We start from the raw sequence: 13,647 nt of genomic DNA, 5'->3' as shown, positions 1-13,647 counted from the left end.
CATGACGTTCATCACTTCACGCCGCTTGCGCGTCGCACTCCACTCCATTGCCGCCAGCGCCATACTGGCCTGCGCCAGCGGGCCGGCACTGGCCCAGACCCAGGCCAGCAACCGCACCGAGCCCGTGACGCTCAACTTCTCGGGCGCCGAGATCGAAGCCGTGGCCCGCGCCATGGCCACCATCACCGGCCGCAACGTGGTGGTCGATCCGCGCGTCAAGGGCACGATGACCCTGATCAGCGAGAAACCGCTGGCGCCGACCCAGGCCTTCCAGCAATTCCTCGCCGCGCTGCGCCTGCAGGGCTTCACCGTGGTCGAGGCCGCGGGCCTGTACAAGGTCATTCCCGAAGCCGATGCCAAGCTCCAGTCGGGCAGTGTGGCGGTGTCGCAAGGCGGACGCGGCGGCACTCCGGCCGGCGGCCAGATCGTGACCCAGATCTTCAAGCTCAACTTCGAGAACGCGGCCAATCTGGTGCCCGTGCTGCGGCCGCTGATCAGCCCGAACAACACCATCAACGTGAACCCGGGCAACAACTCGCTGGTCATCACCGACTATGCGGACAACGTACAGCGCCTGTCGCGCGTCATCGCCGCCATGGACGTATCCAACGCCACCGACGTCGACGTGATTCCGCTGCAGCACGCCGTCGCCTCCGAAATGGCGGTGCTGGTCGGCCGGCTGATCGAAGGCGGCAGCGCGGGCGCGGTGCCCGGCGCCGTGGCCCAGGGCCAGGCCGATACGGCCTACAAGACCACCTTGATGGCCGAGCCGCGCAGCAACGCGCTGGTGGTGCGCGCCGCCAATCCCGCGCGACTGGCCCAGGTGCGCTCGCTGATCGCACGCCTCGACCAACCCGCCTACGCCAGCTCGGCAGCAGGCAGCGGCAACATCCATGTGGTCTACCTCAAGAATGCCGATGCGGTGACCCTGGCCACCACGCTGCGCGCGGCGATGAGCAGCGACGGCGGCGCCGCTTCGTCCTCGACCGGCGGCGTGTCCGGCAGTGCCAACAGCACGCGCACGTCGACCAGCACCAACACCCAGCAAGGCAGCAGTTCCGGCATGGGCGGCAGCACCAGCAGCTACGGCCTGGGCAGCAGTACCAGCAGCGGCAGCAACAGCGGCAACCAGCCGTCCACGGGCGGGCAAATCCAGGCCGACCCGGCCACCAATTCGCTGATCATCAGCGCGCCGCCACCGGTCTACCGCCAGTTACGCGCGGTCATCGACCAGCTCGACGGGCGCCGTGCCCAGGTGCTGGTGGAAAGCCTGATCGTCGAAGTCTCGGCCACCAAGCTGGCCCAGGTCGGCGTGCAGTGGCAGTCGCTGCTGGGCAGCAACGGCAGCACCATGGGGGTGATAGGCACCAATTCCGGCACCAGCGGCGCGAACATCCTGGGCGTCACAGCCGGCATTGCCGGCGGTAGCGCCACCGCGGCCACGGCGCTCAGCTCCCTGGGCAAGGGCCTGAACATCGGCATCGCGCCGCGCATCAACGGCAAGTACTACCTCGGCGCGCTGGCCAACTTCCTGCAGACCAATACGGACGCCAACGTGCTGTCCACGCCAAACCTGATGACGCTGGACAACGAGGAAGCGAAGATCATCATCGGCAACAACGTGCCGTTCGTCACCGGCTCCTACGCCAGCACCACCGGCACTTCCGGCGTGAGCCCGTTCACCACCGTGGAACGCAAGGACGTCGGTCTGACGCTGCGCGTGCGCCCGCAGATCAACGAGAACGGCACCGTGAAGCTGTCGGTCTACCAGGAAGTCTCCAGCATCGACCTGTCGACGCTCAAGGACACCAATGGCCCGACCACGCGCAAGCGCTCGATCGAATCGAACGTGCTGATCGAGGACGGCAGCATTCTGGTGCTGGGCGGCCTGCTGCAGGACGACTACTCGCTGGCAGAGGACAAGGTGCCCTTGCTTGGCGACCTGCCGGGCGTCGGCAACCTGTTCCGCAGCCAGAACCGCACGCGCAGCAAGTCCAATCTGATGGTGTTCCTGCGCCCGGTGGTGGTGCGCGATGCGGCGGCCAGCGATGCGCTGATGCTCGACCGCTACGACGCCATCCGGGCGAACCAGGAGATCGTGCAGCCGGCGCCAAGCACCATCCTCGGCTCGGTGGATGGCGCGCCAGTGATGCCCCAGCTGCAGCCCGGCGGTCCGACGCAACCACTGGCCACCGTGCCTTTCACATCCGGTGCAGCCAAACCGGCGCGTCCGCGCGTCGTGCCCGTCTCCGAGTCTGACGAAACCTACAGCGCGCCCTGAAGCCATGCGTTATCCCCTGCCCTATGCCTATGCCCGCAGCACCCAGCTGCTGCTCGAAGACGACGGTCAGCAGCCCGTGCTGTGGCACGGCCCGACGCCCGACTTCCAGGCACTGTCCGAAGTGCAGCGCAAGCACGCCGTGCCGCACTGGCAGTCGCTCGATGCCGCGCAGTTGGCGCAGCGCATCAGCGCCGCCTATGCCCAGGGCGAATCCAGCGCCGCGCGCGTGGTCAGCGAAGTGGAATCCGACGCCGATCTGTCGCGCATGATGCAGGACCTGCCGGCGGTGGAAGACCTGCTGGAAACCGCCGACGACGCACCCATCATCCGCATGCTCAACGCCCTGCTCACGCAGGCCGCGCGCGACGGCGCCAGCGACATCCACATCGAGCCCTACGAGCGGCATTCCAGCGTACGCTTTCGCGTCGATGGCGATCTGCGCGAAGTCGTGCAGCCCAACCGGGCCTTGCACGCGGCGCTGATCTCGCGCCTGAAGATCATGGCCGACCTCGACATTTCGGAAAAGCGCCTGCCGCAGGACGGACGCATCAGCCTGCGCCTGGGCACGCGCGCCATCGACGTGCGCGTCTCCACCCTGCCCAGCGCCCATGGCGAACGCGCCGTGCTGCGTCTGCTCGACAAGAGCGGCTCCAAGCTCACGCTCGAAGCCGTGGGCATGCAAGGTCAGACGCTGGAGCGCATCGAGTCGCTGATCCGCCAGCCCCACGGCATCATCCTGGTCACCGGCCCCACGGGCTCGGGCAAGACCACCACCTTGTATGCGGCGCTGCAGCGGCTCGACGCTTCGAGCGGCAACATCATGACGGTGGAAGACCCGATCGAGTACGAGCTCGCGGGCGTGGGCCAGACCCAGGTCAACGCCAAGATCGACCTGACGTTCGCCAAGGCCTTGCGCGCCATCCTGCGCCAGGACCCGGACGTGATCATGATCGGCGAAATCCGCGACTTCGAGACCGCCCAGATCGCCATCCAGGCCTCGCTCACGGGCCATCTGGTGCTGGCCACGCTGCACACCAACGACGCGCCCAGCGCCATCACCCGACTGGTCGACATGGGCGTCGAGCCTTTCCTGCTCAGCAGCTCGCTGCTGGGCGTGCTGGCCCAGCGCCTGGTGCGCAAGAAGGACGACTCCGAGCCCAGCGGCTACAAGGGCCGCACCGGCGTCTTCGAGCTGCTGGTGGTCGACGATGCGATCCGCCGCCAGATCCACGGCCAGGCCAGCGAAGCCGACATCCGCGCCGCGGCCCTGGCCAGCGGCATGACGCTGATGCGCGACGATGGCGAGCGCCTGGTGCGCTCCGGCATCACTACGGCGGAGGAAGTGCTGCGCGTGACGAGGGACTAAAGCACCCCCTGAGCCGCTTCGCGGCATGGGCCGCCCCGTCTCCCCCCTCTCAACCTGCGGTGGAGGGTGGGGGGCCGCCCAGGCACGGCAGCCTCGGTGCGGGCCGGCCCTTCCTCGCTGCCCCCTTACTGGGCCGCGCCAGTTGCGTGGACTGCTGGCGACGCGAACGCTGAACAAAGCCCTCGCAGCGCGGCTGAGCAATGGCAGCGACAATGGTCTCCATGATGGAATCCCTTCGCACCTGGAGCGCGCCTTACGGCGGCGAGACTTTTTTGTTGCTGACCCTGCTGGCCGTGGCCAGCTACGGGCTGCTGTTGTTCTACAAGGCCCGCCTGTTGGAGGCCCAGCTGCGCCGCTGCATACGGCTGGCCGCGCTGGTGGCCCTGCCCCTGTCCTTCGTGGCCATGGAAATGGGCAGCAACAACTGGGGGATTGCCGTGCTGTCCTTCGTCTGGTGCATCGTGGTGGGTATAACCTGCAAGAACGAAATCACACGCCGACTGCGCTGAACGGACCCGCTGCATGATGAAATCTCTCCAAGACACTCGCCTTTCCCTGCTCGATCTCGTGGCCGTGCGCGAAGGCGGCACCGTGGCCCAGGCCCTGGAGATCGCCTTGCGCACGGCGCAAAAGGCCGAAGCCCTGGGCTTTACCCGCTACTGGCTGGCCGAACACCACAACATGCCGGGCATTGCCAGCTCGGCGACGGCCGTGCTGATCGGCCACATCGCGGGCGGCACCAGCCGCATTCGCGTGGGCTCGGGCGGCGTGATGCTGCCCAACCACGCGCCGCTGGTCGTGGCCGAAGCTTTCGGCACACTGGCCGAGCTCTACCCGGGCCGCATCGACCTGGGCCTGGGCCGCGCGCCCGGCACCGACGGCCCGACCATGCGCGCACTGCGCCGCGACCGCGTCGAAACCGAGCAGGACTTCCCGCGCGACGTGGCCGAACTCCAGCAACTGCTGGGCCCGGTCACGCCCGGCCAGCGCATCATCGCCATGCCCGGCGCGGGCACCAACGTGCCGATCTGGCTGCTGGGGTCGAGCCTGTTCTCGGCCCAGCTTGCCGCGCACATGGGCCTGCCCTACGCCTTTGCCTCGCACTTCGCGCCGCGCATGCTGCACCAGGCGCTGGACATGTACCGCGAACTGTTCCGTCCCTCGGCCACGCTGGCCAAGCCCTATGCCATCGTCGGCGTGCCGGTGATTGCCGCCCCCACCGACGAAGAAGCCGAGTTCCTGGCCAGCAGCACCTACCAGCGCGTGCTGGGCATTCTCACGGGCCAGCGCTCGCGCCTGCAGCCGCCCGTGGAAAACTACGCCGCCCAGCTCTCGCCTTCGGAGTGCGCCGCCATCGGCGACTTCCTGCGCGCCGGCGTGGTCGGCAGCCCGGACAGCGTGCGCCGCCATTTCCAGACCTTGCTCGACTCCACCCAGGCCGACGAGTTCATGCTGGTCAGCGATATCTACGACCCGGCGCTGCGCCTGCGTTCGCTGGAAATCGCCGCCCAGGCCATCGCCTCCTGAGCCACAGCGCAGGCCACCAGGCCTGCGGCTGACACGCTCTGTCATCTGCAGCCGCTAACATGTGCTGAACTCCACACGCACGCGCGCCCCACTCCTGCCCCATGCCCGCTTTTTCTTACGAAGCCCTCGACGCCCAGGGTGCCACCCGCAAGGGCACCCTGGAAGCCGACACCGCCAAGTCCGCGCGCAACCTGCTGCGGGCCCAGGCCCTGGTGCCCCTGTCCGTGAACCCCATCGGGTCGGGCAGCGCGCCCGGCACGGAGCTGACCTGGCAGGAACGCTGGTTCACGCGGCCCGTATTCAACGCCAGCGCGCTGACGGTCTGGACACGCCAGCTCTCGGGCCTGGTCAGCGCCGGCCTGCCGCTGGAACGCGCGCTGAGCGCACTGGCCGACGAAGCCGAAGACGAACGCCAGCACCATCTGCTGGCCACGCTGCGCGCCGAAGTCAATGCAGGCTCGACTTTTTCGCGCGCGCTGCAGCAGCACCCGCGCGAGTTTTCCGCGATCTACTGCGCCGTCATCGGCGCCGGTGAATCCAGCGGCAGCCTGGGCCTGGTGCTCGCCAACCTGGCCGACGACCTGGAAGCGCGCCAGGCGCTGCAGTCCAAGCTCATAGGCGCAGCCCTGTACCCGGCCATCGTGTCTCTGGTGGCCGTGGTCATCGTGCTGTTTCTGGTGAGCTACGTCGTGCCCCAGGTGGCCAGCGTGTTCGTAGGCACCAAGCGCCAGCTTCCCATGCTCACCGTGGCCTTGCTCGCCGTCAGCGACGCCGTGCGCGACTACGGCTGGACTTTCCTGGGCATCGCCGTGCTGGCGGCGCTGGCCGGCCGGCGCCTGCTGCGCAACCCGGCCACGCGCGAGCGCTTCGACGCGGCCTGGCTGCGGCTGCCGCTGATCGGCCGCCTGGCGCGCAGCTACAACGCCGCGCGTTTTGCCAGCACCCTGGCCATGCTGGCCGGCGCCGGCGTACCGATTCTCAAAGCCTTGCAGGCCGCGGCCGAAACGCTGAGCAACCACGCGCTGCGGGCCGACGCGCTGGATGCGCTGGTGCTGGTGCGCGAAGGCGCGCCACTGGCTTCGGCGCTGGCGCAGAAGAAACGCTTTCCCGGCCTGCTGGCCATGTTTGCGCGCTTGGGCGAGCAGACCGGCCAGCTGCCGGTGATGCTGCAGCGCGCCGCCAACCAGCTGTCGACCGAAGTCCAGCGCCGCGCCATGCACATGGCCACCATCCTCGAGCCGCTGCTGATCGTGGTCATGGGCATGGTGGTGATGCTGATCGTGCTGGCCGTGCTGATGCCCATCATCGAGCTCAACCAGTTCGTCAAATGAAGCCTGCCCGGAGCCGTACATGACCGTGACCCTGGATGACAAGCTCGTCGTCGCCATCTCGTCGCGCGCCCTGTTCGACTTCGAGGAAGAAAACCGGCTGTTCGAGCACAGCGACGCCGCCACCTACCTGCAGTTGCAGCGCGAACGGCTGGAGCTGCCGGCGCGCCGCGGCATCGCCTTTTCGCTGGTGCAAAAGCTGCTGGCCTTCAACACGCCCGAGCAGCAGCGCGTGGAAGTGGTGATCCTGTCGCGCAACGACCCGGTGAGCGGCCTGCGCGTCTTCCACTCGGCCGAGTCCGCGGGCATTGCGCTGCAGCGCGGCGTGTTCACCCAGGGGCGTGCGCCCTTCGGCTACCTGCGTCCGCTGGGCGCGCATTTGTTCTTGTCGGCCAACGCCGAGGATGTGACCGAAGCGCTGCGCCTGGGCTACCCCGCGGCCCATGTGTTCACCGAGTCGGCCCAGGCCAGCCAAGCCCACCCGCACGAAGTGCGAATTGCTTTCGACGGCGACGCCGTGCTGTTTTCCGACGAAGCCGAGCGCGTATTCCAGGCCCAGGGCCTGGAAGCCTTCCAGCGCCACGAGACCGACAAGCGCGGCCAGCCCCTGCCCGACGGGCCGTTCAAGCCCCTGCTGAGCGCCCTGCACCAGCTGCAGCAGATCCATGTGCCCGGCATGCGCATACGCACGGCCCTGGTCACTGCACGCAGCGCTCCGGCGCACAAGCGCGCCATACAGACGCTGATGAGCTGGAATATCGCCGTCGACGAAGCCATGTTCCTGGGCGGACTGGGCAAGGGCCCGTTCCTGCGTGAATTCGAGCCCGATTTCTTTTTTGACGACCAGACCGGCCATGTGCGCAACGCGGCCCGGCATGTGCCTTCAGGCCATGTGCGCAGCGCAGCGCCGGAAACAGTTGCAACCAGCCGCAAGCAGCCGCCCTTGGGGTGATTGCGCAGGCCTGGGTCAGGTCGGGCCCGCCATGGCACCATTCCACGCTATGGCCCATTTTCTTTCCCCTCTCCCCCTGCGCCTGCTCGGCGCACTGGCCCTGGCGGGCGCCTGCAGCCTGGGCTGGGCCCAGACTGCCCCCACCGAAGGCGCCGCGCCGCTGAGCAAAGGCGAAATCAAGGCACGGCGTGATTTCCAGCTGTTGGATTTCAACAAGGACGGCAAGCTCAGCCGCACCGAAGTGGCGCTGTTCCCGCGCCTGGCCGCAGCGTTCGACACGGCCGATACCGACAAGGACGGATTCGTGTCCTTCGAAGAAGTGGAAGTGTTCACGCGCCACTACCGCGCCGAGCGGGACCAGGCAAAGGCAGCCGCAGCCAAGGCACAGCCTGCCGACTAACCAGGACGGTGTTTACAACCCGCCGGTGCGCTTGGTTTTGGGCTCCGAGTAGGTCAGCGGCTCGTCCTTGACCTGCAACTGGTTGCGCTCGATCTCATCGGTCTTGCTGACCTGCTGGGATTGGTCGACGGCCATGGCGCTGGCGCGCCACATCGACTGGATGACTTCCAGTAAATGCTTGTAAATCGGCTCCTTGGGCGGCTCTTCGACTTCCTCGGCCTGCTTTTTCTCTTTGACCATGGTCCAGTCGCGGTTGGACTGGTCCGGGACCGAAGGCTTGTCGGGCTCGCGCACGATGGCGCCTTCACCCAGGCGGTCCATGGATTCGACGGCGTTCGCCGGATTGATTGGGCGCACGGGCACGGTGCCCGAAGCGCCAGTGGAATACAAATCAGCGCCTTGGGGCCGCCAGGCAGACGATCGATCGGCAGGTGTAATTTGCATGGCAAGTCCCTCGGTGGCTCAAAGACAAAGGCGAATGGCGGAAAAAACCCGCCTCGCTCTGTTTATCGGCAGCACTTTCGGAAACTAAAGGAAATTCCGAAAAAAACCAATTTTTTCTTCGCCTTTTTTCTTGCCCCCGCGGAAAGCCAAGCGACATGCGCCCCGGCTGCTATAGAAATCGCCCAAGCAAACGCTGGGAATGCCGGTCCAGCGCGGTCGTATCGGGAATCGAGAACTGCACCGCATCGCTGCCGGAAATGCGCAGCCGGGTGCGGCCGTGGAGCTTGCGGATGTCTTCTTCGGCCTTGAGCACCAGCTGGGTCGGCCCCCGGTCGGTGTCGACCTGCCAGGTGCTGGGCGTGGAAAAACCCGAGACGCTACGGATTTTCAGGATGGTGGGCACGAATTCGCGCACCGCCAGGTCTTGCTCGATCAGCGTCCGCGCGGCCGCCGGCAGCTGGTTCATATGCGCCACCCACAGCGCTTCCTTGCCGTCGCTGCGCACCAGCGACAGACCTTCCTCAGGCGCGGCCATGGGAAAGGCGCGCACCGGCACCACGCCCACGTGGCGCGTGCCGTCGGCCAGCGTCAGCACCAGGGCGCCATGGGCGTCGCGCTGCAACTGCATGTCCATCGGGGTCTCAACAAATGTTTCGCTCATGGCTCAATCCTTGGAAAGCGGAGTTTGCAGCACCAGACCCGCGGCCTGCGCATCTTCTTCGGCGCGGCGTGCCTGGGCTTCGTACAGCCGCCAGTAGGCGCCGCGCAGCGCGATGAGTTCGTCGTGCGGGCCGACTTCGACGATTTCGCCGCGGTCCATCACCACCAGTCGGTCGGCCTTGCGCAGGGTCGACAGGCGGTGGGCAATGGCGATCGTGGTCCGGCCCTGGACCAGGTTGTCCAGTGCTTTCTGGATTTCCTTCTCGGTTTCGGTGTCCACCGCCGACGTGGCTTCGTCGAGGATCAGAATGCGCGGATCGATCAGCAGCGCACGCGCAATGCTGATGCGCTGGCGCTCGCCGCCCGACAGGCTCTGGCCGCGCTCGCCGACCAGCGAGTCATAGCCCAGCGGCAGGCGCAGGATGAACTCGTGGGCATGGGCCGCGCGGGCCGCGGCGACGATTTCGGCGCGCGTGGCCTCGGGCTTGCCGTAGGCGATGTTTTCGGCGATGGTGCCGAAGAACAGGAAGGGCTCCTGCAGCACCAGGCCGATATTGCGGCGGTAGTCGGACACCGACATGCGGCGCACATCCACGCCGTCGAGCTGGATGGAGCCTTCGGTCACGTCGAAGAAGCGGCAAATCAGGTTGACCAGCGTGCTCTTGCCCGAACCGCTGTGGCCCACCAGGCCAATCATTTCGCCGGGCTTGATATGCAAGTCCAGGTGCTTGATCACGCTGCGGCTGCCGTAACGAAAGCCCACATCTTCCATGGTGATCGCGCCCTGGACCTTGGCCAGCTTCACGGGATTCGCGGGCTGGGGCACATTGCTCACGTGGTCCAGGATGTCGAAGATGCGCTTGGCGCCGGCCGCAGCCTTCTGCGTGACCGAGACAATGCGGCTCATCGAGTCCAGACGGCTGTAGAAACGGCCGATGTAGGCGATGAAGGCCGTCAGCACACCGACGGTGATCGAGCCGTCCGCGACCAGGTAGATGCCGAAGCCCCAGACGATGAGCAGGCCGATTTCCGTCAGCAGCGTCACGGTGGGCGTGAACAGCGACCAGGTCTTGTTGACCTTGTCATTGGCTTCCAGGTTGATCTGGTTGGCTTCGTGAAAGCGTGCGGCTTCGCGCTTTTCCTGCGCAAAGGCCTTCACCACGCGGATGCCGGGAATGGTGTCGGCCAGCACATTGGTCACTTCGGACCAGACGCGGTCGATCTTCTCGAAGCCCGTGCGCAGGCGGTCACGCACCGTGTGAATCATCCAGGCGATGAAGGGCAGCGGCACCAGGGTCACCAGCGCCAGCCAGGGGTTGATGGAGAACAGGATGACCGAAGTCATCACGATCATCAGCACGTCGGTGACGAAATCCAGCGCGTTGAGCGACAGAAAGAGGTTGATGCGGTCGGTTTCGGCACCGATACGCGCCATCAGATCACCCGTGCGCTTGCTGCCGTAGTAATCCAGGGACAGCGTCAGCAAGTGGTTGTAAGTGGTGGTGCGCAAGTTCGCGCCGATACGTTCGGACACCTTGGCCAGCACAAACGTCCGCCCCCAGCCCAGCGCCCAGGCCAGCAAGGCCGAGACCAGCAGCGCGCCCAGATAAAAGGTCACCAGGCTGGAATCGATCTTTTCACCGTTCTGGAACGGGATCAGGATCTTGTCCATCAGCGGAATCGTCAGGTAGGGCGCGACCAGCTGCGCAGCCGTCGTGGCCAGCGTCAGCAGAAAGCCCAGCAGCAGCTGGCCTTGGTGGGGTTGGGCAAAACGCCACAGGCGCAGCAGCACCCAGGTCGAAGTCTGGGGGGCCTGCTGGCGTGCGCAGGCCGGGCATTCGTCGGTATTGGGCGGCAGGGAGGCGTGGCAGACGGGGCAATGCGCGGCATCCTCGTCATCGACGGCGGCATAGACCCTCTGGCTGGCGATGCGCTCACGCTGGCGGTCGAACTGCTGCTGCAGCAGCACCATGGCCGCATGGTGCGTGAGCGTGCTGTGCCAACGCGCCAGCAGCGCATGCGGGCTGTGCAGCTCCAGAACGCCCACACCACCATGGTCATGCAGACGCAGGCTTTGATCAACAGCAAGTACCCACTCACTCCACTGCTTGGACTTGGGGTCGCAGGCCAGCAACCTGTCTTGCGTCAGCGCCAAAAGACCGCTGCCAAACTGCAAATCAGCACTCAGGTCAACCGGAACGATGGCTAAAACGTTTTCATGGGAAGCGAGCTTGGCTCGCAGTTCGTCCCCCAGGGGGCCGGCAAAGACTGCCGAGGCGTCCACAGTATGGTGATGTTGCATGTTGGCTTATTTTCCTCCGCCGCTGGCGGCTTCAAGAGTCATGCGGAAACCGCACCGGCAAGGTGAGCGCGGCCGCGCCGGACACTCGATACATTTTGCTTAACGCGCGAGCCTGCATTTAGGCTGACAACCGTCACAATGCTCTGCATCCTGGACAGGAAGATCACAATCTTGTTCTCCCCCATTTTTATCCGCTGATCGACATGGCGAAATTCAACGACATCCAACTCTTGCGCACAACCTTCCTGCGTGGCCCCAGTGTCTGGACCTACCGCCCCGTTCTGGAGGTTTGGCTGGATCTGGGGGAGCTCGAAGACTACCCGTCCAACAAGATTCCAGGCCTCAACGAGCGCCTGACCAGTTGGTTGCCCGACCTGATCGAACACACCTGCGGCGTTGGCGTGCGCGGCGGTTTCATCCAGCGGCTCGAAGGCGGCACCTGGATGGGCCATGTGCTCGAGCACGTGGTCATCGAATTGCTCAATCTCGCGGGCTTGCCGGCGGAATTCGGCCAGACCCGGGAAATTTCCCAGCGCGGCGTATACCGCATGGTGTTCCGCTGCCCCGAAGAAGCCGTGGCCCGCGTGGCCTTGGAAAACGGCCACAAGCTGCTGATGGCCGCCATCAATGACGAGGCCTTCGACACCAAGTCCGCGATCCGCGCCATCAAGACGGCGATCAACGACAGCTACCTCGGCCCCTCCACCGGCTGCATTGTCGATGCCGCGAGCGAGCGCCGCATTCCCCATATCCGCCTCAACGACGGCAATCTGGTGCAGCTCGGCTATGGCGCCGCACAGCGCCGCATCTGGACGGCAGAGTCCGACCAGACCAGCGCGATTGCCGAAGGCATTGCCCAGGACAAGGATTTCACCAAGCGCCTGCTGTCGGCCTGCGGCGTGCCCGTGCCCGAAGGCCAGATCGTGGCCAGCCCCGAAGAAGCCTGGGAAGTGGCGCAGGACATCGGCTTTCCCGTCACCGTCAAGCCTTCCGACGGCAACCATGCGCGCGGCGTGACGCTGGAGCTGTACCACGAAGAAGACATCAAGGCCGCATTCGCCTTGGCCCAGCCTGAAGGCTCGGACGTGATCGTCGAGAAGTTCATCGACGGCGTGGAACACCGCATTCTGGTCGTGGGCGGCAAAGTGGTCGCCGCCACCAAGGGCGAAACCGTCAGCGTCTATGGCAACGGCACCGCCACCCTGAGCGCGCTGGTGGAAGTGCTCAATCAGGACCCGCGTCGCGGCCCGGAGCAGGAATTCCCGCTGGACTGGATCAATCTGCAAGCCGGTGCCGTGAAGCTGGAACTCAACCGCCAGAAGCTGACACCCGACTCCGTCATTCCCAAAGGCCAGGCCGTGCTGCTGCAACGCAACGGCAACATGGCGATCGACTGCACCGACGACGTGCACCCGGACGTCGCCTACTACGCCACGCTGGCCGCCAAGATCGTGGGCCTGGACATCGCCGGCATGGACATGATCCTCAAGGACATCTCCCAGCCCATGCAAGGCCAGGGCGCGATTCTGGAAGTCAATGCCGGCCCCGGGCTGTTGATGCACCTCAAGCCCACCAGCGGCACGCCCCGCCCCGTGGGCATGGCGATCGCCGATCACCTTTTTCCCCGCTCGGAAGAAGACAAGGATGCGGGCCGCATTCCTGTGGTGGGCATCGTGGGCACGCGTGAAAACGCCTTCATCGCCCGCCTCGTCGGCTGGTTGCTGCAACTGTCGGGCAAGCGCACGGGCGTGGCCAGCAGCGAAGGCATGTTCCTGGCCAACCGCCAGACGCAAAAGACCAATACCGCCAACTGGGCTGGCGCCCACCGTCTGCTGACCAACTGCCTGGCCGAGGCGGCCGTGATCCAGACCACCTCGCGCTCCATCCTTGAGGAAGGCCTGGCCTATGACCGCTGCCTGGTCGGCGTCGTCACCGACATGGAAGGCTACGAAACGCTGCCCGACCATGATGTGAGCGAGCCCGCGCAGATGCGCCGCGTGATCCGCACCCAGATCGACGTCGTGCTGGCCCATGGCGCCGGCGTGTTCAATGCCGACCTGCCCGAAGTGGCGGAACTCGCCGAGCTGTGCGATGGCGAAGTGATTCTGTACACGCAGCATGCCGACAACGCCGTCGTCGCAGCCCACCGCCAGAGCAAGGAAGGCGGTCGCGCCGTGCTCGTCAAGGGCCGCCAGGTGGTCCTGGCCACGGGTGGGCAAGAGCGCGTGCTGGGCACGCTGGAAGCACTGGCGCTGGCCAATGGCCAACGCCCCGACACGGCTGCGCTGCTGGCCGCGATTGCCACCGCCTGGGCGCTGGATATCTCGCCCGACCTGATCGGCGCCGGCATCAAGACTTTTGAATACACCGTCTGATTGCACGCAAAC

Annotated in this window: 11 protein-coding genes; 8 read left to right on the top strand and 3 right to left on the bottom strand. The window is 66.0% G+C overall.

The features are described 5' to 3' along the window. Position 1 precedes the first annotated feature (1 nt). The 7 genes from gspD (at position 2) to N0K08_RS21580 (ending at position 7,854) form a co-directional block, all read left to right on the top strand. Positions 2 to 2,281: a type II secretion system secretin GspD gene (gene gspD / locus N0K08_RS21610; RefSeq protein WP_261502487.1), complete on the top strand. Its 2,280-nt coding sequence runs from the start codon at positions 2 to 4 to the stop codon at positions 2,279 to 2,281. 4 nt (positions 2,282 to 2,285) lie between these two features. Next, complete coding sequence (locus tag N0K08_RS21605; RefSeq protein ID WP_261502486.1) at positions 2,286 to 3,647, top strand: GspE/PulE family protein; 1,362 nt, start codon at positions 2,286 to 2,288, stop codon at positions 3,645 to 3,647. A 221-nt stretch (positions 3,648 to 3,868) separates the two neighbouring features. Beyond that, positions 3,869 to 4,156 (top strand): hypothetical protein, encoded by a 288-nt coding sequence (locus N0K08_RS21600; RefSeq protein WP_261502484.1) that lies wholly within the window; start codon positions 3,869 to 3,871, stop codon positions 4,154 to 4,156. Positions 4,157 to 4,172: 16 nt separating this feature from the next. Next, on the top strand, positions 4,173 to 5,174 hold the full coding sequence (locus tag N0K08_RS21595) for an LLM class flavin-dependent oxidoreductase (RefSeq protein WP_261502483.1): 1,002 nt from the start codon (positions 4,173 to 4,175) through the stop codon (positions 5,172 to 5,174). A 101-nt stretch (positions 5,175 to 5,275) separates the two neighbouring features. Next, on the top strand, positions 5,276 to 6,505 hold the full coding sequence (gene gspF / locus N0K08_RS21590) for a type II secretion system inner membrane protein GspF (RefSeq protein ID WP_261502482.1): 1,230 nt from the start codon (positions 5,276 to 5,278) through the stop codon (positions 6,503 to 6,505). Between the two features lie 19 nt (positions 6,506 to 6,524). Then, positions 6,525 to 7,454 carry a 5'-nucleotidase gene (locus N0K08_RS21585; protein WP_261502481.1) on the top strand — a complete coding sequence of 310 codons (930 nt, stop codon included), beginning with the start codon at positions 6,525 to 6,527 and terminating at the stop codon, positions 7,452 to 7,454. A 31-nt stretch (positions 7,455 to 7,485) separates the two neighbouring features. Then, complete coding sequence (locus tag N0K08_RS21580) at positions 7,486 to 7,854, top strand: EF-hand domain-containing protein (protein WP_408642994.1); 369 nt, start codon at positions 7,486 to 7,488, stop codon at positions 7,852 to 7,854. 12 nt (positions 7,855 to 7,866) lie between these two features. On the opposite strand, the gene N0K08_RS21575 is transcribed toward N0K08_RS21580, so the two are convergent. The 3 genes from N0K08_RS21575 to N0K08_RS21565 all read right to left on the bottom strand — a co-directional run bounded on the left by N0K08_RS21575 (position 7,867) and on the right by N0K08_RS21565 (position 11,260). Beyond that, a complete protein-coding gene (locus N0K08_RS21575) occupies positions 7,867 to 8,298 on the bottom strand; it encodes a hypothetical protein (RefSeq protein WP_261502480.1) in 432 nt (143 codons plus the stop codon). A gap of 169 nt (positions 8,299 to 8,467) precedes the next feature. After that, on the bottom strand, positions 8,468 to 8,959 hold the full coding sequence (locus tag N0K08_RS21570; RefSeq protein WP_261502479.1) for a cyanophycin metabolism-associated DUF1854 family protein: 492 nt from the start codon (positions 8,957 to 8,959) through the stop codon (positions 8,468 to 8,470). 3 nt (positions 8,960 to 8,962) lie between these two features. Then, positions 8,963 to 11,260: a cyanophycin metabolism-associated ABC transporter gene (locus tag N0K08_RS21565; protein WP_261502478.1), complete on the bottom strand. Its 2,298-nt coding sequence runs from the start codon at positions 11,258 to 11,260 to the stop codon at positions 8,963 to 8,965. Between the two features lie 203 nt (positions 11,261 to 11,463). Between N0K08_RS21565 and N0K08_RS21560 the strand changes: the two genes are divergently transcribed. Beyond that, complete coding sequence (locus N0K08_RS21560) at positions 11,464 to 13,635, top strand: cyanophycin synthetase (protein ID WP_261502477.1); 2,172 nt, start codon at positions 11,464 to 11,466, stop codon at positions 13,633 to 13,635. The last annotated feature ends 12 nt before the right edge of the window (positions 13,636 to 13,647 follow it).

The organism is Acidovorax bellezanensis (assembly GCF_025421555.1).
In the GTDB taxonomy this organism is placed as follows: Bacteria; Pseudomonadota; Gammaproteobacteria; order Burkholderiales; family Burkholderiaceae_C; genus Comamonas; species Comamonas bellezanensis.
Note: the sequence above shows the minus strand (reverse complement) of the source record. Positions and strands in the feature narration are given on the sequence as shown.